This is a genomic window from Chryseomicrobium sp. FSL W7-1435 (assembly GCF_038595005.1).
GTDB lineage: Bacteria > Bacillota > Bacilli > Bacillales_A > Planococcaceae > Chryseomicrobium.
Window position 1 is genome coordinate 2,124,278 of record NZ_CP151997.1, and the last position, 23,665, is coordinate 2,147,942.

Sequence of the window (23,665 nt, forward strand, 5' to 3'; positions counted from 1 at the left end):
CCTCAGCATACTTTCTTATTTTCTCAATCTTTCGAAGGTTTTGCAAGTATGTGAAAACGATACCATTTTTCAATATACGGAGTAGTATTTTTAATCAAATGAAAGGGCCGATTGGGTAGTCGATTCAGCTGAAGAAATTGCTGATAGTTGCGAATGGCTAGCCAGTTTTCAGCAGTATCTAAATTGGCATTTGGAAAACTAAAGAGAAAGTTGGAGATGATTTCTTCTACCGATAAGGAGGAAAGAGCAGAATAGTGAGTGAGGTGATAATTTACTAATTTAAATTGCCAAATAAAATCATTTCCTAATGTATGGGGGCTCAGACTAGGTAACCCTATATAATACGGCAGAGTGATTTCTGATTTACGCCATTTTTTTACTAACATATGAAAAATTCGATCTTCTGGCCGATAATATTGAAAGAGATAGCGACGTTGCTTTAAATGATGATGATTGAACGCTTGGATAACCTCTGCTTCTTCCAGGCAGGTAACCTTAGGTTGTGATAATAATTGAGATGGGTGATTGACGACAAGGCGATGAATTTCCACTAAATAATAATGGCCTGCAAGTGCATAATGAATAATGAAGATAGTAAGCTTCTTTAAAGTTGGATTTAAAAAAGTTAATGTTCTTTTTCCATTGTGATGAGTAAAGATACACATCTCTAGAAATAAAGATAACTTCGTAATGATAATTCGTCCAGAGTTAAGAGGCAAAAAGCTCTCATGGACAAGCCATCTACACGAATAACCAAGTGTTGAATAGCCTGCAGTGCGTTCAATAATTTCAGACGGTTTTAGTTGTGAGCACTGAAACTCATACACAATTTTGATAGGTTTGTAAAATAGGAGGAAAACGTATGATAAAGTAGCCATTTTCCATTCATGTGGTCAAGCGATTCTTTCGGGGATAAGGATGAAGCCTTACAAGAAGTGGTATGGTGGGAAAAGTGTGTAGCTTTGTGATCTCCTCTTTTTAATAAAAGGGGTTGTTCACAATCAGGACAGTGATAACCGTGTTTCTTTAATTTACTTACTTGATCATACGAAAGATCAACTAAGCTAATCCAATGACCTTCTGTGGTATAAGCGCTAAACATGGATCATCTCCTTTTAATTCTCCAGTCATTCTCACTTTACCATATTAGTTTACTTTAGAAAGAAAAAAACCCTCAGAAAAGAGGGTTAGAAGTGCATTGCTAATTGTTTGAATACATCTTGGTCCATTACAGTAATTCCGTATTCCTCCAACATATGAACGGTAGTAGTAGAAACCGATCCATATTCAGAAAGAATACTTTCCACGTTTAATCGATAGTCTTCCACAAAATCGCCCTCTTCAAAAGAGAGTGAAATATAGTAATGGTTTTCGTAGTGGAAAAGTTTTGATTGCAGCAACTCATCTTGCATTTTTCTACCTAAAGGAATAAGATCCTCGAAGTCTGCGAATCGATAAACAAGATTTTTAGTACCTTGTTGTTCCAATTCATCTAGAAATTCTTCTTGGTCAAACAAATTTTCAGATTCTCCAATTAACTTTGCAAGTGGTGCCGGATAGTCGACTGGTTTACCATCTTGAGAAACTTCTGGCTTAGTCACTACCACTTCAATACCTTTATCCACTGCGTGTACTTGAATCCATAATGGGCCGTCAAAATCAAAAGGATTGATTTCTTCAACTTCGTCCATCATTTCCCAGAAAAGTTGTTCACTCTTTTCTCTACTAAACCAAATTTCATCTGGGTTGAATCCACGTTCTTCAATGTCGATGTATGAAATGTAAATTTTCAAAGTAGTGTCATTAATGCGCTCGTAATTCATTCTACACATCTCCTCTCTGGTTCAACCACTTCAATCAAATTGTTGTTATCTCTATTGTATGATGAATACATGGGAATTGAAAGTGTTCAGACTCCACGATTGAAACTTCATGAAGGTACAAAGAAGGAGCTGATCGGCAAGCAATCAACTCCTTACAATTTAAACTAGTTAACCATACGCTGAGCTTCAAGTAATTGATAAGCACGAACCTTACGTGGAAGGAATCGTCTAATTTCATCTTCATTATAGCCAACCTGTAAGCGCTTCTCATCAATAATGATAGGTCTACGCAATAAACCAGGATGATCTTTAATAAGTTCATACAGTCTTTGTAGTGGAAGACTGTCTAAATCTACGTTTAATTTTTGGAAGATTTTCGAACGAGTTGAAATGATCTCATCAGTACCATCTTCTGTCATTCGTAGAATTTCTTTAATTTCAGCTATAGTTAATGGCTCGGAGAAAATATTGCGTTCTGTATATGGAATTTCATGTTCCTCCAACCAGGCTTTTGCTTTACGGCAAGATGTACAGCTTGGAGAAGTATAGAGGGTCACCATCATCTGATTACACGCCCTTTCAGAAATTTTATCAGTGTGTTATATCTTTTAAATTAGAATCACTATAATTTAAAACTATAGGATTAGTATACATCAATTTTCTTTGATTTTAAACCCTATTTTTCAAATTAATTTTCTATGTAGCTTGTATCATGCGAATTTGCATGTTTCTACTACATGTATACCCTTTTTATGGCTAAAGTAAACGTGAAAACGAAAATTCGGATTAGAAAATAATTCTCATTTATAGAGTTTTCATTGAAAATTGCTGTTCTATACTAAGTAGTACGTTTGAATAACACAAAAGGTTGCATTTATTTTAAAAAAACAATTAAAAACAAAAATAAAATCAGCATCTTCTCTTAGTTAATCTCAAGAGAAAATACTGAATTAGATGTATATTGAGCTCCGCTCCACTCAATTTGCCATCCTTACTATCTATTAAGGAGTGTAATCAACATTTTGGGTATAAGAGTTTCCTGCATTCCACAATAAAAACTCATCGATTCCCGCTTCGTTAAGCGCACGAATTTGATCCTCGACTTCTTGTTTCCCGTATACTTTGTAATTTCCTGCACCTAGATAAGAAGCTGTGAAATCTTGCAGCCAAGGACGTGAAGTTGGTGCTTCCTCTAATTTTTCTAAAGTTGCATTTTCAGCCTTTGCATATTCTTGAACAAGTTTATAAGGTTCAAGGTCTGGTTTAGCAATACCGAAATAAGATGTCCAATGACTTGGGTAGATCATTGAAGAGATAACATCAACGTTTTCAGAGATTTTCGAAAAATTCTGTCCAATACCAGGTGCTTCAGGTAATGTAGCCGCATAACCAAAGATATCTACAGAAACTTCAACATCGTATGGTTTTAATTGTTCTCTTGCATATGCTACAAAATCCGTTACAGCTTGAACTCGGCTTTGTACATCATCCAATTCAGTATTCTCATACTCTCCTTTAGAGTATGTAAGTGTCTCAGATCTATTTTCGAATCCTTCAGGGAATCGTACGTAATCAAATTGGATTTCTTTGTAACCCATTTTAGCTGCTTCAATAGCAATTTCTACATTGTAATCCCATACTTCTTTTAGGAATGGATTCACGAATGCCTCACCACGTCTATTTTTCCAAACAGATGAACCCTCTTGGAACGACCACTCTGGCTTACGTTCTGCAAGTTCTGTATCTTTAAAGACAACTACCCTAGCAATCGGGTAGATTTGAGTTTCTTCCATCGTTTCTAGAACACTTCTCATATCTTTAACGAATGGCTGACCAATCTCATATTCAGCTAAAGGACTATCATCTGTAGGAACGTATGTTAGATTTCCGAAGTCATCCTTCACATCAATAACCATTGCGTTCAACTCGGTAGATTCAATAAGGTCCACTAAAGTTGAAAAACGTTCTCCTCCAGCTGAATGCCCTGTCACATAAATCCCACGAACTGCATCAGGATACTCAAATGTTAAACCTGAAGAAAATCGAAATAGGGATGAAGTTGTTAAGATTTCTTCATCGATACTAGTGAATGCCATTTCTTTTCCTGTGAAATCTGGTCTTTCCTCCCCTTCTGCAGCGGCAGTTGAAGAAACTACTAAACTTGCAGATAATGCGAGGCCAGTGGCTAGTAATAAAGAACGGTAACGTTTCATATGTACATCTTCCTCTCTATGTTAAGTGTACCAATTGTTGTACTATGTGAAAAGACTGAATATATGGGGTGAAAGTCCTGAAAATATTGCATGAGACATAATAGTGAGTTATACTTTTTTCAAATGTACATGCAATGATGAAGAAGAGTACTCGAGAATACTGAACCTAAGAGAGGCTGTGGGTGGTGCAAACAGTCGTTCAGGCTCGACGAATGGACTTCAGAGCAGATAGGCAAACACTTTGCCAATTCCGGTTCAGCCCCGTTATCAGCCCAGAAGTGACTAAAGTATGAACTTTAGTAATTTGGGTGGTACCGCGGATTAAAGCATCATTCGTCCCTATTTAGGGAGAGTGATGCTTTTTTATTATGTATAAGGGAGAGATAGATGATGAAACGAATTTTTTCAGGCGTTCAGCCAACAGGTACGGTGACGTTAGGGAACTATATTGGAGCTTTTCGTCAGTTTGTAGAATTACAAGAAACGTACGATTGTATTTTTTGTGTAGTCGATCAGCATGCCATAACCGTTCAACAAGACCCTAAGGAGCTCCGTAGCAATATTCGCTCTCTAGCGGCCCTCTACTTGGCAGTAGGACTTGATCCCAATAAAGTCACGTTGTTCATTCAATCAGAGGTTCCAGCGCATGCTCAGGCCGGATGGATCATGCAATGCATTTCAAGTATTGGCGAATTAGAACGAATGACACAGTTTAAAGACAAATCAGCTGGCAAAGAAGCGGTTTCTGCCTCTTTACTAACTTATCCACCGCTCATGGCTGCTGATATCCTTCTTTACAAAACAGATATAGTACCTGTTGGAGATGATCAAAAGCAACATATCGAGCTTACGCGTGATTTGGCAGATCGATTTAACAAACGTTATAAAAAAGTATTGAAGCTTCCTGAGATCCAATTACCAAAGCATGGGGCACGTATCAAGTCTCTTCAAGAGCCCACTCGAAAAATGAGCAAGTCGGATGAAAATCAAAAAGCGACAATACGCCTCTTAGATACACCAAAACAAATTGAAAAAAAGATTAAAAGTGCTGTGACCGACTCTGAAGGTAAAGTTTACTATGACTTAGAAAACAAGCCCGGAGTATCAAATCTTTTAGCGATTGAAGCCTCTCTTTCTGGAAAGTCTATTGATGCTGTCGTCGAAAAATATAAGGACAAGCAATATGGAGACTTTAAAGCTGGAGTCGCTGAAGTTGTGATTAATCACTTACTTCCAATTCAAGAACGCTACAATGAGCTGATTCACTCTGAGGAATTAGATGCCATTCTTGATCTTGGAGCTGAAAAAGCGAACAAATTAGCAATGGCTACTCTTTTGGAGATGGAGAATGCCATGGGGTTAGGACGCAAGCGAGGGTAATCATACAAATAATTAGCACACAAAGCAGCTTGAATTCGATAGAGTTTAGTACCATGTCAAGGACAAGCTGCTTTTCCCATCCTATCGTTGTATAGTTGGAGAGCAAAACTAAATTGGCAGTTAAAAAGATTGCTAAAAAATAGCTGCTAACAAAAAGAGCGAACCACATAAAAAGCCCCTTCCCTTTACATCTATAATTAGCGTATGAAAAAAAGCCCCCTTACAGACGAATCTGTAAGGGGTCTTGTGTGAATTACTTCACTGGAGCGTCAGCAGTCAACTCAACATCGATGTAATCGAAGTCAGTGTCATAACCGAAGTCCCAGTTTTTAACACGGTTGTTTACAGGCATTAACTCATAACGGAACTGCATTGGGATAACTGCAGATACTTCCGCCATGTACTCTTGCCAAGCACGGAATTGCTCTCCGCGGTATTCAGCGTCAAGTGCCTCTTCAGAATCGATAGCTTGTAACAAGCCTTCTAATTCTTCAGAAGAGTAACGGCTGAAGTTGTAAACAGCTGTTTCAGAATATAATCCTGATGGAGATGGGTTAGTACCTGTACCCCATGCACCCATGAAGATATCGATTTCTGGATCGTCAGCTTGTACTTTGTCGTAGAATGTGTTGAACTCGATTAAACGACCAGTTGCAAGTTGAACATCAAGACCAACTTCCTGCCAGTTTTGTAGGTAGTAGTTGATTACTTGCTCTTGAGTCTCGTCACCAGACATAGCTGCTAACATGATTTCAAGTTTTTCACCGTTTGGATCTTCACGAAGGCCATCGCCATCCGCATCTACATAACCAGCGTCATCAAGGATTTGCATAGCCATTTCTGGATCATAGTTAAATCCTTCAATTGATGGATCATGGAATGAAGCAAATACTGGTGGAATTAGAGAATTCGCACGCTCACGTAGGCCGAAGTAGAATACTTCAGAAACTTGCTCGATATCTAATGCGTAACCCATAGCTTTACGAAGCTCAGCGTTACCCATTTTTGAACCTTCAACATCTGTTTCAACTAAGTTTGTATCATAGTTGTATTTACCAAGTTTGAAACCAAGGTAAGAGTAGTACAATTCTTGGCGACCAAGAAGAGTAATGTTTTCTAGGTCTTTAACGTTTTCGTATGCACTTGTTGGGAATGATAAAGCGATATCGTATTCACCAGTTTCAATTGATTTCGCAGCTGAAGCTGTTGGTACTGTTTCGATGACTACGCCATCAAGTTTCGCTTGACCTTTCCAGTAGTTTTCGTTACGTACTAGTGATACAGACTCACCAGGAACGATACGATCGAATTTGAATGCACCAAGTGTAACTGGGTTAACACGAACTGCTTCAGACTCTAAAAGCTCAGCAACAGGAATGTCACCTAAGATGTGGCTTGGCTCAGCAGAAGACCAAAGGCCATCTCCACCTGAGTAGATTGCTGGAGAAATTTTATTGAATTGAATTTGAACTGTTTTCTCGTCTACAATTGTAATACCAGAGATAGTATCAGATTCACCTGCATTGTACTCAACTGCACCTACGATGTTTTGGAAATCAGCATCGTAACGTACTCCAGTGTAGTCTGGGTGACCGATGATTAGGTAAGGTTGTACGATGTCTTCAGCTTTTAAAGGCTCGCCATCAGACCATTTTACGTCACCATTGATAGTGATTGTAGCTGTTTTAGCTTCGCCATCTACTTCTAAAGAAGCGATACCGTCGTTAGTTAATAAGAAGTCACCGTCAGTTTCGAAGATGATGTTACTTGCGAAAGCCATGATTTCATCATCATATGCATCTTCGTAAAGTACGTAAGAGAAAATACCTTGGAAAGGAGAATCATTTACTAGAGCTGCTTGAAGAGTTCCGCCTTCGATAGCGTCACCTTCATTTTCTACAACTAGTGGGAATAATTCTTCAGTAGATTCAGCACCCTCTTCACCAGCGCCTTCTTCTTCATCAGTACCGTCTGTCTCGCCTTCTGAAGTACCAGTCTCTTCTTCAGCCGGTGTTGCTTCTTCGTTATTACATGCTGCTAAGAACAACATGAATGCCATCAGCAACGCCAATAAAGCTAAAAGCTTCTTGTTCATTCGTTTTCCTCCTTTTTATACTCTCTTTTTATATCAAACGTTGAACGTTTAATATTATCCTAAGCGCTGACGCGCATCTGCCGAACGGCGAATTGCCTGTCCAACATAGTTGATTGCCAACATTAATAATAAAATTAATAATGAGGCTGGTAACCAGTTCCACCATGCATTTTCAAGAATAAATGGATCATTTGCATAAGCAACGAGCGTTCCAAGAGATGGTGTTGATGGTGGCAACCCAAACCCAAGGTACGATAATCCTGTTTCCAGACCGACGTTTCCTGCGAAGTTTAACGTTAACTCAACAATTAGGATAGATGATAAGTTAGGCATCATTTCTTTGAAAATGATGACAGCATCACTAGTTCCCATTGTTTTCGACGCATTGATATAATCTCTGCGACTTTCTGATAGCGCCTTACTTCGAACGAGACGTGCTGTTCCTACCCATAAGAATACACTCATGATCAGAACGAAAGTTACTACTGTATATTTTGGAATAATGGAAATGAATACGATAATGATCATCAAAGATGGAATCGTGATAAAGAAATCAATGATTCGCATAAAGATGTTATCAATCCAGCCACCGAAATAGCCTGTAATTAATCCAATAGCCACACCAACAAAACCTGTTAGTAATGTGACGGAGATAGCGATTGTAATCGAGTTACGTGCACCGATGATAAGCTGGCCGAAAATATCCCGCCCACCTTTATCAGCACCTAACCAATATTCACTACCTGGAGGTGCCATTTGATCGCGTAAACTAATACGCATCAGTTGAGTTTGATCAATCAAAAATGACCAAATGTAAATGGTTGTAATCAAGACTATCAAGAAAATCAATGATGTCATTGCTAATTTATCTTTAGAAAACTCACGCCAGATAACTTGGAATCCAGTTGGTGGCGCGGCTGCAGGTGCTTTTTTCTCTACATCTATTGTTTGTTTTTCAGCCATTTCTCGAATCCTCCTTTTCCATTATGTTTATCAATCTATCCGGATGCGTGGGTCAACAATACTCATGATGATATCGGATAGTAGACTTCCCAATAATGTTAAGAATCCGAAAAGTAGTACTAATGCTGTGATTACACTATAATCGCGACCGTTGATTGCTTGTACAAACAATTGCCCCATCCCTTGGTAACCAAAGATTGTTTCAATAAAGATCGAACCACCTAATAAGTTGGTGATTGTAAATCCTAGGAATGCTGCGATTGGAAGTAATGAGTTACGGAAAATATGTTTTGAATAAACTTTATTATTAGGAATACCTTTTGCTCGTGCTGTACGCACATAGTCCATTGTTTTTGAATCAATAATTTCTGTACGAAGATATTGAATAACACCTGTCGTTCCAAGTACTGCAAATACTAATGAAGGCAGTAATAAGTGATAAATCTTACTCCAAACATAAGCTAGAGTCCCTGGCTCAGCACCAATACTCACGGTACCACTAGTAGGGAACCAACCAAGTTCATATCCGAAGAAGAATACAGAAATCAAACCAAGAACGAATGTTGGAATTGCATAAACGATAAAGCTATAGAATACGATTGATTTGTCAAGGATCGTATCTTGGTAACGTCCTGCTAGTACACCTAATGGAATAGCTAGTAAATAAAGTAATCCTACACTGACTAGTGATAACCAGAAAGTATTAAGTGCACGTTGGCCAATCAAGTCACTTACAGGTTGGTTAAATGTATACGATCGACCAAAATCTCCTTGGAAGGCATTTCCCATCCAGTTAAGGTATTGGATATACCATGGGTCATAAAAACCTGCCGCTATTCTTAATTGCTCAATACGAGCTGGATCCGTTTCAGGTGTAATCAATCCAGTGAAAGGATCTCCTGGCATGAACTTCGCCATGATAAAGATTAGTAAGCTAAGCACAAATAATTGAGGAATCATGACGAGAACTCGTCGAACAACCGTCTTCCACATAATTAGTTGCCCCCCTGTTCTGATGCTGTCATCGCTACTTGGTGCGTGCCAGAGATTGGGCGTAAATCGAATACTCGACCATTTTCATCGAAATATTCTTTGTTTCCTGATTGATAGTTTGCTTCTACACGTTGACGTTCAATTTTGCGTTCGACACGTGTTGAAGGCTCAATATTAGGAATAGCGGATAATAAACGTTTTGTATATATATGTTCAGGTGTGTGATAGATTTCATCACGTGAACCTGTTTCAACAAAACGGCCTTTGTACATAATATTGATTTCATCACACATATGTTTTACAACACCAAGGTCATGAGAAATGAATAGGTATGTTAAGCCTAACTCTTGTTGAATATCTTTCATGAAGTTCAGTACCTGTGCTTGAACAGAAAGATCAAGTGCTGATACTGGTTCATCTGCAATAATTAGTTTTGGATTCGTAGCAATCGCACGGGCAATACCAATACGTTGTTTTTGTCCGCCAGAGAATTCGTGTGGGTATTTCAACTTCACGTCTTCAGGCATTCCGACAATCGCAAGCAATTCATTGATGCGGCGACGTTCTTCATCTGGAGTTAACTTCATGAAATTACGTAACGGTTCCGCTAAAATCTCTGAAACTCGTTTACGTGGGTTTAGACTTGAGTGTGCATCTTGGAAAATCATTTGAATGTCACGGTTATAAGCTGAGTTACGTTGTCTACGTGCATTCGTTACATCTTTACCTTCGTAAATGATTTTTCCTGATGTGATTTTCTCTAGGCCGATAATTGATTTACCAGTTGTCGATTTACCACAACCTGATTCTCCTACTAAGCCATAAGTTTTCCCTTGTTCAAATTCCATGTTGATGCCGTCAACAGCAAGTACATGGTCTTGAATTGTATTAAAGAATCCTCCACGAATCGGGTAATGCACGCGAAGGTCTTGAATTTGCATGAAACTCATTCCACGATACCTCCCATTTCTTCTTCACTCTGGAAGTAAAAATGTTTCCAGCAGGTACATCTTACGAAGTGACCTGGTGCGATTTCATGAAGCTTTGGATCTGCTTCATGCGCTTCTGCAGCAATCCATGGGATACGTGGTGCAAAGCGACAGCCTTCACGCGGCAAGTTGATAAGAGATGGTACAAGACCTTGGATAACTTGCAAGCGCTCTGCATTGCTGTGTGCTTGTGGTATTGAATTTAATAGAGAACGTGTATAAGGATGTTTTGGGTTATTGAATAATTCATTAACTGGTGCTTCTTCAATTACTTGACCGGCATACATTACAGCTACGCGGTGAGCAACTTCTGCCACAACGCCTAAATCGTGTGTTATTAGAATAATGCCAGCGCCAGTTTCTTTTTGAAGTTCAATTAACAAATCCAAAATTTGTGCCTGAATTGTTACATCAAGTGCTGTAGTTGGCTCATCCGCAATTATGATAGATGGCTTACACGCAATTGCAATGGCGATGATGACACGTTGACGCATACCACCAGAAAGTTGGTGAGGGAACTGTTTTGCTGTACGAGTTGGATTAGGAATCCCAACCTGTGCAAGAAGTTCAAGTACACGTGCTTTACGTTGATCTTTGCTCAAATCTGTATGATAGATTAAGCTTTCTTCAATTTGATCGCCAATTCTCATTAACGGATTTAGTGCAGAAAGCGGATCTTGGAAAATCATACCGATGTCATTACCACGAACATTGTTCATTTTGTCATCTGTAAGTGCTGCTAAGTTCATATCTTTAAATTTAATTTCGCCAATCACACGGGTTTTATTTGAGTTGTGCAGACCGATGATGGAAGTAGCAAGAGTACTCTTCCCACAACCTGACTCTCCTACAATTGCAAGGATTTCATTTTTACGTAATGTAAGAGAAACTCCATCCACTGCATTGTAATATGTATCCTTGATACTGAAGCCCGTATGTAAATCTGAGATGGTTAATAATTCTGCTGCGTTATTCAACCTACTGCTCCTCTCAAGTTCCACTAAGATGTATTTGCTAAGATGATGTTTCAAAGTTTCTATTTTTCAGTTAATTGTTCACCTAGATGTAAATTCTATTACAGAATTATTACAGTGACAATAAGTTTTTTGGCTCATTTCACAATTTTCATCATTCTTTAAATTTAGAAAACTTTGTAAACCTTAGGGACACAAGGGATTCAACCAAAAGCAATATTAGGAAATTTTTTTTAAGAAATGAGTAATGATTCAGTGCCTATGTGTCTATTGACTCACCTAAGTAATTTAGCGCTACAACGCGCTAAAGGGTTTAAATAAAAAAAACTACTGATAGAGATTATCAGTAGTTTTTATTATTTCGCAATATGATTAATATTTTTTGAGAACTAAACTCGCATTGTGACCACCAAATCCTAATGAATTTGAAATGGCTGCTTCAATAGATTTTCTTCTAGCTTTATTTGGAATATAATCTAAATCACACTGAGGATCTGGAGTATTCAAGTTAATTGTTGGAGGTAAAATTCCCTCTTTTAAAGCTAAAGCTGTAAAAATAGCTTCTACTCCACCTGCTGCTCCAAGTAAATGACCCGTCATTGATTTAGTGGAACTAATTGCTAGCTCTTTAGCATAGTCTCCAAAAACGCTTTTTATAGCTTGTGTTTCAAAAAGGTCGTTGTAAGGTGTACTAGTTCCATGTGCATTGATGTAACCAATTTCTCCAACTTCAATAGATGCATCATTAATGGCTTGCAACATGGAACGAGCTGCTCCCTCCCCTTCAGGTGCTGGTGCAGTAATATGGTGCGCATCTCCAGTAGATCCGTAGCCGGCTACTTCAGCGTAAATCTTTGCTCCACGAGCCAAAGCATGCTCAAGTTCTTCTAATATGACAATACCTGCCCCTTCTCCAATAACAAAGCCATCGCGATTGGCATCAAACGGACGCGAAGCTGTTGTAGGATCTGGATTCGTAGTGAGAGCAGTGTTTGCACAGAAGCCTGCCACAGCCATGTTAGTAATGGGTGCTTCTGCTCCTCCAGAGATCATAATATCAGCGTCTCCACGTTGAATTACTTTAAAGGCATCTCCAATAGAATTTGTTCCTGAAGCGCAAGCTGTCACTGAGCAAGAGTTAATCCCTTTAGCTCCAAAATAGATAGACACTTGGCCTGAAGCCATATCAGGAATCATCATTGGCACAAAGAAAGGACTCACACGACGTACACCTTTATCTAAAAACGTTCGAAACTGATTTTCATACGTCTCCATTCCACCAATACCTGAACCAATCCAGACACCAGTCCGTAAACTTGTCTTTTCATCTAATTCAAGATTTGCATCTTTCATCGCTTCAATTGAGGCTGCTAAAGCAAATTGAGTAAAGCGGTCCATTTTTCTAGCTTCTTTTTTCTCAACAAACTCTTCTATAGAAAAGTCTTTTACTTCTGCAGCGACTTTTGCAGGAAATTGAGTACTATCTAATCGAGTAAGTGGACCTACTCCTGATTTACCTGCAATAATGCCTTCCCAAGTCTCAGTAGCTGTGTTGCCTAATGGTGTAACAGCCCCTATTCCAGTAATTACTACTCTTCTATTCACACTATGTCCCTCATTTCAAATTATTTTCCCCAACGTAACGCGATTGCACCCCATGTTAAACCACCACCGAAGCCTACCATGACAAGTAAGTCTCCATCTTTCACTTTGCCCTGCTGCAACTCATAGTCTAGTGACAAGGGGATTGAAGCTGCGGAAGTGTTGCCATACATGTGAATCGTCTTGGACATTTTCTCTTCCGGCAGTTGTAATCTTTCTCGAGCTGCTTCCATAATACGAATATTCGCTTGGTGAGGTATTAAAAAATCTACATCTTCTTTCGTGAGACCTGCTTTCTTCAAAACATTTACAGCAGATTCCCCCATTTGGCGGACAGCAAATTTGAAAACTTCACGTCCGTTCATTTGCAGATGTGCCCCCTGTTGGGAAAGATATTTCCCACCGCTTCCGTCTGATCCAAGCTCAAATGAAAGTATCCCTCTACCTTCAGCTACCGGTCCTAAAACGACTGCACCTGCACCGTCACCGAAGAGTACAGCTGTTGTGCGATCTTCCCAATCAATAATCTTTGAGAGTTTTTCAACCCCAATTACTAATACATGCTTATAGACTTCTGTTTGAACAAACTGAGATCCAGTAATTACCGCATACATGAATCCTGCACAAGCAGCTGATACGTCCATCGAAGCCGCTTTAGTTGCACCTAACCGATGCTGAAGAGCATTTGCGACCGTTGGAAACGGCTGATCAGGAGTTACCGTAGCGACCAAAATTAAATCAATTTCTTGTGCGTCAATTTGTGCATTTTCAAGAGCACGTAAAGCTGCCATATAGGCTAGATCCGATGTAGCTTCTGAATCATCTGCTAAATGGCGGGCTTCAATTCCTGTGCGTGATTTAATCCACTCATCTGACGTGTCCATTCGCTGAGCCAAGTCATCGTTAGTGACCCGATTTTCTGGAACGTATGAGCCGATTCCCCATATGCCTACACTCATTAATCTCACCCTCATTTCCTTATAGCTATTATTAGCACCTGGTCATAATCATAACCAAATCGTGAACATTTATCAACACTATAAGATTGAGTGGGAAGTTTTTTAGGTTTTTCATACACCTCATAAGCTATCTATGATATGATTCAAGAAGAAAATTGACTGAGGTGACGACAATGCAATATGTAACGGTTTTAATTTGGTCGCTAATTTTAGTGACAATGTTAAATTACGTCGTAAGTGCTGTAATTAATGTTGATTTCGTTCTAATGAACGGATTTATTATGGGTGTCGTAATGGCTGTAGCCATCATCGTAATCGATGCAATTTTACCGAAAATCCCTAAAAATGCTCATCATTAATTCCATGAACCGGCTTAGAATTTGAAAAAAGTTGGAGCAAAATTAAATCAGCAGGTTCTCTAGGTTGAATACTAGAGAACCTGCTGATTTTATTTGTAATGAGTTCCGCTCTCCGTGGGTGCTTCGTATTTAGCCAGAAACAACAAGCTCATTGTCTACAATGGTCAATTCAAGAGTTGATCCAGGGCCAACATCCCCTTTAATTAGCTGCTTAGCAACTTGTGTTTCAATGTGACGCTGAATGTAGCGCTTTAAAGGTCGGGCACCAAATGCCGCATCTACACCTCTATCGACAATCCATTGATAAACGGATGGATCCACCTGCAATGACACATCCTGTTTTCCGAGTTTAACTGCCAACTCATTCATATATTTTTCTGCAATTTGAATAAATTGATTTTTCCCCAATGAATGGAACATGACAATGTCATCCATTCTATTTAATAACTCTGGTTTGAACTGTTGGCGAAGTGCTTGCATAACTAGTTGTTCTTTATGTTCTGAAATCTCGGATTCTGACTCTATTAAATAAGAAGATCCGATATTAGAAGTTAAAATCACAATGGTATTTGAAAAATTAACGGCTCTACCTTGGCTATCTGTGATGCGCCCATCATCTAAAAGTTGTAATAAAATATTGGCTACATCCGGATGTGCTTTCTCGATTTCATCTAAAAGTACTACAGAATAAGGATTTCTCCGGACCGCTTCAGTTAACTGACCCCCTTCTTCATATCCAATATAACCGGGTGGTGCGCCAACTAATCTTGAGACACTATGCTTTTCCATATATTCCGACATATCAATTCGAATAAAATGTTGCTCAGAATCAAACAGTTGGGCTGCTAATGTTTTAGCAAGCTCGGTCTTCCCGACACCCGTCGGTCCTAAGAATAAGAAGGATCCGATTGGTTTATGTGGATCTTTAATACCCGCTCGTGCCCGCAGAACGGCTTCTGAAACTAGTTGAATTGCTTTGTCTTGTCCAATAACGCGCTGTGCAAGAGTGGCTTCTAATTGAAGCAACTTTTCACGCTCCCCTTCCACAAGCTTTGTAACCGGAATACCCGTCCACCGGGCTACAATCGATGCAATCTCCTCTTCCGTTACTTCTTCACGTAGAATGCGCTCTTCTGATTGATTTTCCTGCTCAATCGTAGCCAGTTCTTTTTCTGCTAAAGGAATTTTTCCATGTCGAAGTTCCGCAGCTTTAGCTAAATCGTATGCCGCTTCAGATTCTTCAAGTTCTCTACGTAATTTATCAAGGGCTTCACGTTTTTCTTGAACTACTTTGAGTGAGGCTTTTTCCTGCTCCCACTGGGTACTCATGGCACTAGAAGACTGCTGTAAAGCTGTTAATTCTTGTCGAAGCTGTTGTAATCGTTTTTGACTGGCGGCATCTTTTTCTTTCAGTAATGCTTGTTCTTCAATTTGAAGCTGCATAATTTTACGTGTGACTTCGTCTAATTCTTGCGGCATAGAATCAATTTCTGTACGAATCATCGCACACGCCTCATCTACAAGGTCGATTGCTTTGTCTGGCATGAAACGTTCCGTGATATACCGGTTTGACAGTTCGGCAGCAGCTACGATGGCTCGGTCATGAATTCTAACACCATGATGCAATTCAAAACGTTCTTTTAGTCCACGTAAGATAGAAATCGCATCTTCAACAGTCGGTTCTTTCACAAGAACTTGTTGAAAACGGCGTTCTAACGCAGGATCTTTTTCAATATACATTCGGTATTCATCTAAAGTAGTTGCCCCAATACAGTGCAGTTCTCCACGAGCAAGCATTGGTTTTAGCATGTTGCCCGCATCCATAGCTCCGTCTGCTTTACCAGCCCCCACAATGGTATGAAGCTCATCAATAAATAAAATAATAGATCCTTCACTATCTTTCACTTGTTTAAGTACCGCTTTCAAACGTTCTTCAAATTCACCACGATATTTTGCTCCGGCAATAAGGGCTGACATATCTAATTCATAAATTTCTTTTTCCTTAAGCCCTTCTGGCACATCTTTTTTTACAATGCGCTGAGCAAGTCCCTCTACTATCGCCGTCTTACCCACACCAGGTTCACCAATTAGTACGGGATTATTTTTTGTTTTGCGTGAAAGAATCCGAATCACGTTGCGAATTTCTTGGTCTCTTCCAATGACAGGATCCATTTTTCCTTCTTTTGCATAACTCACAAGGTTTCGTCCATATTGTTCGAGAGGTGGTCTAGTATCATCTGCGGGCATTTGGGTGAATTGCATTTTAATTCCTCCTCGAGAAGTTTGACCTTCTTTGACTAATTAAATTATACTAAGTATTTTATTAGGTTGTAAAGCAATTTGATTATAAAAAAAAGACCCGACAACGTGTCGAGTCCTATCTATTATCGAATTCCTAATGCGATTTTAGCGTAACGTGACATGTGATCACGTGACCAAGGTGGATTAAATGTAATGTTAACATCTGTTTCCTTGACCTCTGGCAACTGACCAAGAGCTGTCTTGACCTGATCTACAATCATTGGTCCCATTGGGCATCCAATTGACGTAAGAGTCATTGTAACGATTGCAACACCTTCATCCGTAAGATCCACATCGTATACAAGACCTAAATTGACAATGTCAATTCCAAGTTCAGGGTCGATAACCTCTTCTAGAGCGCTCATCATACTATCTTTCATATCTTGATCCATAATGATTCCCACCTTTCCACTACTAGTAGTGTAACAAATGCCCCCTTGAATTGCCACTATCCCTTCCCTTTGACGCTCTAGTGCTATAGGAGTAAACTAGATATAAGGGAGAGGTGAAAGAATGGAAAAACATTTAATCGTACTTGACTTGGATGGTACCTTATTAACGGATGAAAAAGTGATTTCTCCACGCACTAAAGAAACACTACTAAAAGCAAAAGAAGCGGGTCATGAAATCATGATTGCCACTGGCAGACCTTATCGCGCTACTGGCATGTATTATAAAGAACTTAGATTGACAACTCCGATTGTCAACTTTAATGGTGCCTTCGTGCATCACCCAACCTCTCGTGATTGGAAAACAATTCATGAACCAATCAAATTAAGTGTAGTCAAAGAAGTGGTTAATGCTGTTGAGAACTTTGAAATAAAGAATTTACTTGCCGAAGTTTTAGATGATGTCTATCTTCACCAGCACGATGAAAAAATCATGGATGCATTTGCCTGGGGAGACCCTAAGTTCACAACTGGAGATTTACGAAACTATTTGAAGCATGATCCAACAAGCATGCTCATTCATGCAGAAGAACATCATGTCGAGGCAATCCGTAGCCATTTACGTGAAGTCCATGCAGAGGTTATTGATCATCGCCGTTGGGGTGCACCTTGGCACGTTATTGAAATTGTCAAAAGCGGTTTGAATAAAGCAGTTGGAATACAACCTGTGGCAGACTATTTAAACATCCCTAAAAGCCGAATCATTGCCTTCGGAGATGAAGACAATGACTTAGAAATGATTGATTATGCAGGGACTGGTGTAGCAATGGGGAATGCCATTTCACCACTTAAAAATATCGCCAATGAAATTATCGGCACAAATAATGAAGACGGCATCGGTATTTATTTAGAAGAACGCTTGAAATTAAAACTACATGTATAGGAGGGAACCTATGAAAATCTATGCGGATAGCGCGACGGACTTACCATTAAGTTATTTCCAGCAGGCGGATGTGGAACTTTTTCCACTTCGCGTACATATTGAAGGCAACGATTACGAAGATATCATCGGTATTCAAGCCAAAGAAGTTTACGATAAAATTCGTGAGGGTCATCAACCTAAAACGTCTCAAGTCTCACCCGAAACCTTCTTAAAGGAATTTGAGAAACTTGCTAAGAATGGTGAACAAGGAATTTATGTTGCCTTTTCTTCTGCTTTATCGGGCACTTATAACACTGCAGTGATGATGCGGGATCAAGTGGTAGAATCGTATCCTGATTTTCAATTTGTAATTATTGATTCGAAAGCAGCGTCTCTTGGCTACGGCATGTTGGTCAAAAAAGCTGTGGAACTTCGCACGCAAGGTTTGACTGTGGCTGAGCTTGAGACGAGATTATATGATATCGCCCCTCATATTGAACATTACTTCACAGTTGAAGATTTGGATTATATGGCACGTGGTGGCCGCGTATCCAAAACAAGCGCTTTTGTTGGCGGGCTATTGAACATCAAGCCTGTTCTTCATGTGGAAGAAGGAAAACTGATTCCAATCGAAAAAATTCGTGGTCGTAAAAAAGTTATCAAGCGGTTGGTTGAACTTGTGGGTCAGACTGGTTTTGAACTAGAAAAACAAACTGTCCATATTTCACATGGAGATGATGAAGCTGCGGCTTTAGAATTGCGAGCTTTATTAGAAGAAGCTTATGGTATTCAAAATTTTGAAATTCAAATGATCGGTTCCGCAATTGGAGCTCATGTTGGACCTGGTGCTCTCTCTGTCTTTTTCTATTCTTAGATGTGGAGAACGTCACTCTAGAAAGTCCGAGGAAATCAGGCGTGCCAAGTGAGGCGCTCTTGGCCTCGGTTGGTGCGACTGATTTTGGAGCGTGTTTCTGACGTTCGCAACTTGATTATTCTTAGATGTGGAGGACGTCACTCTAGAAACTCCGAGGAAATCAGGCGTGCCAAGTGAGGCGCTCTTGGCCTCGGTTGGTGCGACTGATTTTGGAGCGTGTTTCTGACGTTCGCAACTTGATTATTCTTAGATGTGGAGGACGTCACTCTAGAAACTCCGAGGAAATCAGGCGTGCCAAGTGAGGCGCTCTTGGCCTCGGTTGGTGCGACTGATTTTGGAGCGTGTTTCTGACGTTCGCAACTTGATTATTCTTAGATGTGGAGAACGTCACTCTAGAAAGTCCGAGGAAATCAGGCGTGCCAAGTGAGGCGCTCTTGGCCTCGGTTGGTGCGACTGATTTTGGAGCGTGTTTCTGACGTTCGCAACTTGATTATTCTTAGATGTGGAGAACGTCACTCTAGAAAGTCCGAGGAAATCAGGCGTGCCAAGTGAGGCGCTCTTGGCCTCGGTTGGTGCGACTGATTTTGGAGCGTCTTTCTGACGTTCGCAACTTGATTATTCTTAGATGTGGAGAACGTCACTCTAGAAAGTCCGAGGAAATCAGGCGTGCCAAGTGAGGCGCTCTTGGCCTCGGTTGGTGCGACTGATTTTGGAGCGTCTTTCTGACGTTCGCAACTTGATTACATCAGGTTATAAGAACGACGCGCCCACGGAACGCAGCCCCGAAACGGAGCTCAACATACAGGAAAAATCAGCAAGTTCTCTGGAATTCACCTTAGAGAACTTGCTGATTTTAATTTTGTCCCAACCTCTATTATGCATTTATCACTCAGCTAAAGCTTTTTTCTTTTGTTTCCCTTTTCTCCAAACAAGGTAGATGAAGCCTAAAAACAGAGCATACGCTATCAGCATCGCTACAATATAAGCTGTATTTAACCCTGCATTTTCTTTCACATGGTAAAGTTCCACTAATTCACGGTCAATTGTCATGTTATACATGCCATTGTCATTTTGACGAACCACATCTCGACCAAACAAACCTCGTAACTCTTTGTCCACCCCTACAATCTCTTCAGATGCCGTAAAGGTTTTCGTTTCACTGGAGTTATTTATCACGACGATAAACGATTCATTTTCTGTAGAACGCTTGAACACTAAGTAGCCATCTTCATTTTGCAGAAGTTCAAAATCTCCAGTTTGCAGCGCTTCTGATTGATTACGAACAGTTTGCAGGTCTTCTGCAAATAACATAATATCCTCGTCTACACGGAAGTTCATAATCTGATGACTTGTCTCACTGCTATCTCCGTTCATCGCAATTTCGGTTCCGTAAGTCATCACTGGTACTCCTGGAAGAGTTAAAAGAGCTCCAAGCGCCACTTTAATACGTGTAGGTGGAAACATATTTTCCATGGTACTGAAGTGTGTAAACCGCTCAGTGGCTAATGTATCTAACGCTAGCACATCCTTTTCCGTTAGAGTCGTCAGGACATCCATCGGTTGATCAACAGTCTTAAATGCTTGCTGAAAGGCTTCTACAGTGCTATTACTGAAAGTTGCATCCAACTGTAAATCTGTCTCCTGCAAACTGATCACATCTCGCTGATCGGTATTAATTGCTTCAACAAATGCACTAAGTTCCTGCGTGGCTGTTTCAGGTAAGCCGGTTAATTTGACTCCATCGATAGCATATTGTTCCACGAACGCTTGCATTTCCTCAAACTGTTGAGGGGTTGCATCGTTCACAGGAAGGTCTATCATCACCTTTAAATCTTTTGCGTGCAATTCTTCTACTAAATCCACAAATTCTTGTTCTGTACCAAACCGCGGTTCGATACTAGAATAGGCAACTATAGCACTTCCATCATACTTGTCGGTTTCAAAAATGGGACCAACAGATATGTAAGTAAAGCCCATGTCTTGTATGTGGCTGAGTCGATCACGAATACCTAAAAAGTCTCCACCAGCAAATGCTTGTGGATCTTGTGTGTTGACGTCGACATCATTGTTGGAAGTTTGATTAAAATAGCGATCTACATAGAGGTCATAAATGCTCTCATCTTGCATAGAAGCGAATGCTGGTGCTGGTATGCTTAGAAGCAGAGCAAAGAGCAATATAAAGGGTAAGCGGTTCATTAAAGTAATTCCTCCTTCGTCCTCTTTTATTGTACCAGAGACTCAGCAACTAACACTGCGTGCAAATCTGAAGATTATGTGACCAAAGAAAAGCTGCCTGACGAGTGTCAGACAGCTTGGGTTTTATGCTAGGAAGTTGATTCCCATTGGCAGTTTAAAGCCTAGGAACAAGGCAATGAATAAGAATACAAGCATTAAGACAACGAACAAAGTCGATGGTTTGCCTTTCTTCTTTTTCACTAACGCCATTTCCATCATACCGATTACTAGAATACCTGCTATGAATTTCAAGCCGTAAAGCATTCCTTGGCCAAAGTCCATACCTTTAATGAACAACGCGACGCCTGTCAAAATAATTAATAAGTAATCCACACGTAAAATCATGTGAATGATTTTTGTGTTTTTTGCTGACGCTGGCATTAAGTAAGCAATGAAAAATAATGCAATACCCAATACCCAGGTAGTGATGTGTAAATGTGGTGATGCTAAAAAGTCCATGTTGTTCCTCCTCGTTACTCGATGTGTGTTACTAATGTACCAATACCTTCAATCGATACTTTTACAGTATCTCCTGAAGTTAAAAACTTCGGTGGTTCGAATCCTTTGCCGACGCCAGCTGGTGTACCCGTTAAAATGATATCTCCCGGTTCTAGTTCTACAACAGCACTCACTTTAGCAATAATTTGCTCAATTGAGTATACCATATCAGACGTTTTCCCATTTTGACGAATTTCATCATTTACTTTTGTAACAATAGTCAATTCGTGAGGATTTGCTAGTTCATCTTTTGTTACTACGTAAGGTCCGAGCGGGGAACTCCCTGCTAAACTTTTACCTAAGAAAAACTGCTGATGATTTTTCTGCATGTCCCTCGCAGTAATATCGTTACCGATTGTATAACCAAACACGGCATCAAGTGCCATACGTTCAGGAATGTTTTTTCCACCTTTGCCAATGACAATTGCCAGCTCACCCTCATAATCGAGCTGTTGAGTCAATTCACTATGAACTGAAACAGTCGCTTCATCTCCCACTATTGCTGTAGGCGATTTTGTAAATACGACAAAATCAACAGCCTCTCCACCCATCTCCTTTGCATGATCTGCATAATTCTTACCGATGGCAAAGATATTTTTAGGCGTGCGTGGAATTGGAGCTAACCACTCAATATCCGTAAACTGGTGCTTGAATGTCTCTGCTTCTGGATGATTCTCGGCTTCTATTACAAGTTTGCGAAGCTGTTCTACAAAATCCATTCCTTTTGCAGTACCTTCAGCAAGCGTTGCTGGAAAATCAACAAATGTTTGAAGCTCCTCATTGATTTTTTGAACATCCCAAACCGCCTCTTGCTTTTTCACTTTTGGACCGAATCTTTCTAGTTGTTGGTGTCGATACGATAATAATTTCATAGGTCAGCTCCTTTTCCCTTTAACTATAGTCTATTATATTCATCGGACAATTTCATCTATTTGTTGCGTGGATACGTCAAAGTTCGCCAAAGCACTTCTACCGGCCCTTGTTTGGCCTTAGATAACCACAATTCTGCAAAGATAAGGCAAATGGCATAAATCCCAATTCCAATCCAAGTTCCTGCAGTTACATCTACCTTCCCATAAAAGCCTAGTCCATAGGAATAGAAAAATGTTGTGGCTAAAACAGACATTAAAAGATAGATAGATAACGACATTCGGCCTGCTTTTTCAAATGGCCTTAATCCAATAAATCCTGAAAATTTTGCCGCTAAAGATAGAAAGACAAGTCCATACCCGATAGCTTGAATCGGTCCACCAAAGGTATCTTGCACTGTCGCCGTCAAGATATTCCCTTCTAACGCATAAGGAATCCACTTTGTAAGTGTTCCAACGGCTATTAAAAGAATACCTGCGAGTAAAGTTTTACTGAAAGAGTTACGTATTCGTTTTATAAGATTTGCCTTTGCAGCTGCTGCTCCCAACATCATTAACGGAAGAATAGAGAACAACATCCACAGCAAAAATAGACCACCTTGATTCATATAGTTCCAGTCCGCTAGGCGCTGTGTTAGCACCTCACCAAAACTTCCCGACCCATACGCTATAATTGAAGATTCGATACCCTGCACTGAAGAATACATGGCAGCACTGTCTGGATCAAATCTTTTAACTGCCGCCAGTAAAAGAGTGATAGCAGCATTTGGAATCAGATAGAATACCAGTGCTAAACTAAATAGCCACTTGGCAGAAAGGCGCAATAAAAATAGGAGCACAAAACCTGAAGCTGCATAGGTGATTAATATATCGCCCGCCCATAAGAATAAAACATGTAAAATTCCTATGAGCAATAACACTGCCATTCGTTTCATCCCAAATGTTAAAAACTTTTCTTCAATACGCAAAAATTGAGTAGCAAGACCAAACCCAAACAACATAGCAAATAACGGATAGAAGCTACCTTGCACCCATATGTCTATCATCTGGTACATGAATTTATCTTGAGGCAACTGGTACCAATTAAAAGGATCAAAATAAATATAGGGAGAGTGAAAAAACAACATATTGACGAGTAAAATACCTAATAATGAAAACCCTCGGAGCTGATCTATTTCTTGAAATCGCTCGGAATTTGATAAGGGGTGTAGTTGCAAGACTGCTCAT

Annotated in this window: 21 protein-coding genes and 1 other annotated feature; of the genes, 4 read left to right on the plus strand and 17 right to left on the minus strand. The window is 39.9% G+C overall.

What is annotated here, in order from left to right; all coding sequences use genetic code 11:
• Positions 1-23: 23 nt before the first annotated feature.
• The 4 genes from MKY84_RS10780 to MKY84_RS10795 all read right to left on the minus strand — a co-directional run bounded on the left by MKY84_RS10780 (position 24) and on the right by MKY84_RS10795 (position 4,036).
• Positions 24-878, minus strand: coding sequence for a competence protein CoiA family protein (locus MKY84_RS10780; RefSeq protein WP_342526006.1), 855 nt, complete (start codon positions 876-878; stop codon positions 24-26).
• Between the two features lie 309 nt (positions 879-1,187).
• Entirely contained in the window at positions 1,188-1,823 is a 636-nt protein-coding gene (gene mecA, locus MKY84_RS10785; protein WP_342526007.1) for an adaptor protein MecA, read from the minus strand.
• 164 nt (positions 1,824-1,987) lie between these two features.
• A complete protein-coding gene (gene spxA / locus MKY84_RS10790; RefSeq protein WP_133079788.1) occupies positions 1,988-2,383 on the minus strand; it encodes a transcriptional regulator SpxA in 396 nt (131 codons plus the stop codon).
• Positions 2,384-2,824: 441 nt separating this feature from the next.
• Entirely contained in the window at positions 2,825-4,036 is a 1,212-nt protein-coding gene (locus tag MKY84_RS10795; protein ID WP_342526008.1) for a putative glycoside hydrolase, read from the minus strand.
• 125 nt (positions 4,037-4,161) lie between these two features.
• Positions 4,162-4,380: a binding site (T-box leader), on the plus strand.
• A 46-nt stretch (positions 4,381-4,426) separates the two neighbouring features.
• Between MKY84_RS10795 and trpS the strand changes: the two genes are divergently transcribed.
• Positions 4,427-5,416: a tryptophan--tRNA ligase gene (gene trpS, locus MKY84_RS10800; RefSeq protein ID WP_342526009.1), complete on the plus strand. Its 990-nt coding sequence runs from the start codon at positions 4,427-4,429 to the stop codon at positions 5,414-5,416.
• A 253-nt stretch (positions 5,417-5,669) separates the two neighbouring features.
• Here the strand turns inward: trpS and MKY84_RS10805 are convergent, their stop codons facing one another.
• The 7 genes from MKY84_RS10805 to MKY84_RS10835 form a co-directional block, all read right to left on the minus strand.
• Complete coding sequence (locus MKY84_RS10805) at positions 5,670-7,511, minus strand: oligopeptide ABC transporter substrate-binding protein (RefSeq protein WP_342526010.1); 1,842 nt, start codon at positions 7,509-7,511, stop codon at positions 5,670-5,672.
• A gap of 54 nt (positions 7,512-7,565) precedes the next feature.
• The gene (locus MKY84_RS10810; RefSeq protein ID WP_342526011.1) at positions 7,566-8,474 is read right to left on the minus strand and encodes an ABC transporter permease; all 909 of its coding nucleotides are present in this window, start codon (positions 8,472-8,474) and stop codon (positions 7,566-7,568) included.
• Positions 8,475-8,504: 30 nt separating this feature from the next.
• Entirely contained in the window at positions 8,505-9,467 is a 963-nt protein-coding gene (gene opp4B, locus MKY84_RS10815) for an oligopeptide ABC transporter permease (RefSeq protein WP_342526012.1), read from the minus strand.
• Positions 9,468-9,469: 2 nt separating this feature from the next.
• A complete protein-coding gene (locus MKY84_RS10820; RefSeq protein WP_342526013.1) occupies positions 9,470-10,417 on the minus strand; it encodes an ATP-binding cassette domain-containing protein in 948 nt (315 codons plus the stop codon).
• Entirely contained in the window at positions 10,414-11,433 is a 1,020-nt protein-coding gene (locus MKY84_RS10825) for an ABC transporter ATP-binding protein (protein ID WP_342526014.1), read from the minus strand. The genes MKY84_RS10820 and MKY84_RS10825 overlap by 4 nt, the downstream gene beginning before the upstream one ends.
• A gap of 369 nt (positions 11,434-11,802) precedes the next feature.
• Complete coding sequence (fabF, locus tag MKY84_RS10830; protein ID WP_342526015.1) at positions 11,803-13,035, minus strand: beta-ketoacyl-ACP synthase II; 1,233 nt, start codon at positions 13,033-13,035, stop codon at positions 11,803-11,805.
• 20 nt (positions 13,036-13,055) lie between these two features.
• Positions 13,056-13,991: a beta-ketoacyl-ACP synthase III gene (locus MKY84_RS10835; RefSeq protein ID WP_342526016.1), complete on the minus strand. Its 936-nt coding sequence runs from the start codon at positions 13,989-13,991 to the stop codon at positions 13,056-13,058.
• 173 nt (positions 13,992-14,164) lie between these two features.
• On the opposite strand from MKY84_RS10835, the gene MKY84_RS10840 reads away from it, so the two are divergent.
• Positions 14,165-14,350: a DUF2929 family protein gene (locus tag MKY84_RS10840; RefSeq protein ID WP_342528886.1), complete on the plus strand. Its 186-nt coding sequence runs from the start codon at positions 14,165-14,167 to the stop codon at positions 14,348-14,350.
• A 129-nt stretch (positions 14,351-14,479) separates the two neighbouring features.
• On the opposite strand, the gene MKY84_RS10845 is transcribed toward MKY84_RS10840, so the two are convergent.
• Positions 14,480-16,612, minus strand: coding sequence for an AAA family ATPase (locus tag MKY84_RS10845; RefSeq protein ID WP_342526017.1), 2,133 nt, complete (start codon positions 16,610-16,612; stop codon positions 14,480-14,482).
• A gap of 122 nt (positions 16,613-16,734) precedes the next feature.
• Positions 16,735-17,043 (minus strand): metal-sulfur cluster assembly factor, encoded by a 309-nt coding sequence (locus tag MKY84_RS10850; RefSeq protein ID WP_342526018.1) that lies wholly within the window; start codon positions 17,041-17,043, stop codon positions 16,735-16,737.
• 121 nt (positions 17,044-17,164) lie between these two features.
• Here MKY84_RS10850 and MKY84_RS10855 point away from each other — a divergent pair, with 121 nt between their 5' ends.
• Entirely contained in the window at positions 17,165-17,983 is an 819-nt protein-coding gene (locus tag MKY84_RS10855; RefSeq protein WP_342526019.1) for a Cof-type HAD-IIB family hydrolase, read from the plus strand.
• Positions 17,984-17,993: 10 nt separating this feature from the next.
• Positions 17,994-18,836 carry a DegV family protein gene (locus MKY84_RS10860; RefSeq protein ID WP_342526020.1) on the plus strand — a complete coding sequence of 281 codons (843 nt, stop codon included), beginning with the start codon at positions 17,994-17,996 and terminating at the stop codon, positions 18,834-18,836.
• A gap of 885 nt (positions 18,837-19,721) precedes the next feature.
• Here MKY84_RS10860 and MKY84_RS10865 read toward each other — a convergent pair.
• From MKY84_RS10865 to MKY84_RS10880, 4 genes are all read right to left on the minus strand, one after another.
• Entirely contained in the window at positions 19,722-21,032 is a 1,311-nt protein-coding gene (locus MKY84_RS10865; protein ID WP_342526021.1) for an alpha-amylase family glycosyl hydrolase, read from the minus strand.
• Between the two features lie 123 nt (positions 21,033-21,155).
• Positions 21,156-21,530 carry a YisL family protein gene (locus tag MKY84_RS10870; protein ID WP_342526022.1) on the minus strand — a complete coding sequence of 125 codons (375 nt, stop codon included), beginning with the start codon at positions 21,528-21,530 and terminating at the stop codon, positions 21,156-21,158.
• Between the two features lie 14 nt (positions 21,531-21,544).
• A complete protein-coding gene (locus MKY84_RS10875) occupies positions 21,545-22,441 on the minus strand; it encodes a fumarylacetoacetate hydrolase family protein (protein ID WP_342526023.1) in 897 nt (298 codons plus the stop codon).
• Between the two features lie 56 nt (positions 22,442-22,497).
• A complete protein-coding gene (locus MKY84_RS10880) occupies positions 22,498-23,655 on the minus strand; it encodes a DUF418 domain-containing protein (protein WP_342526024.1) in 1,158 nt (385 codons plus the stop codon).
• Positions 23,656-23,665 lie beyond the last annotated feature (10 nt).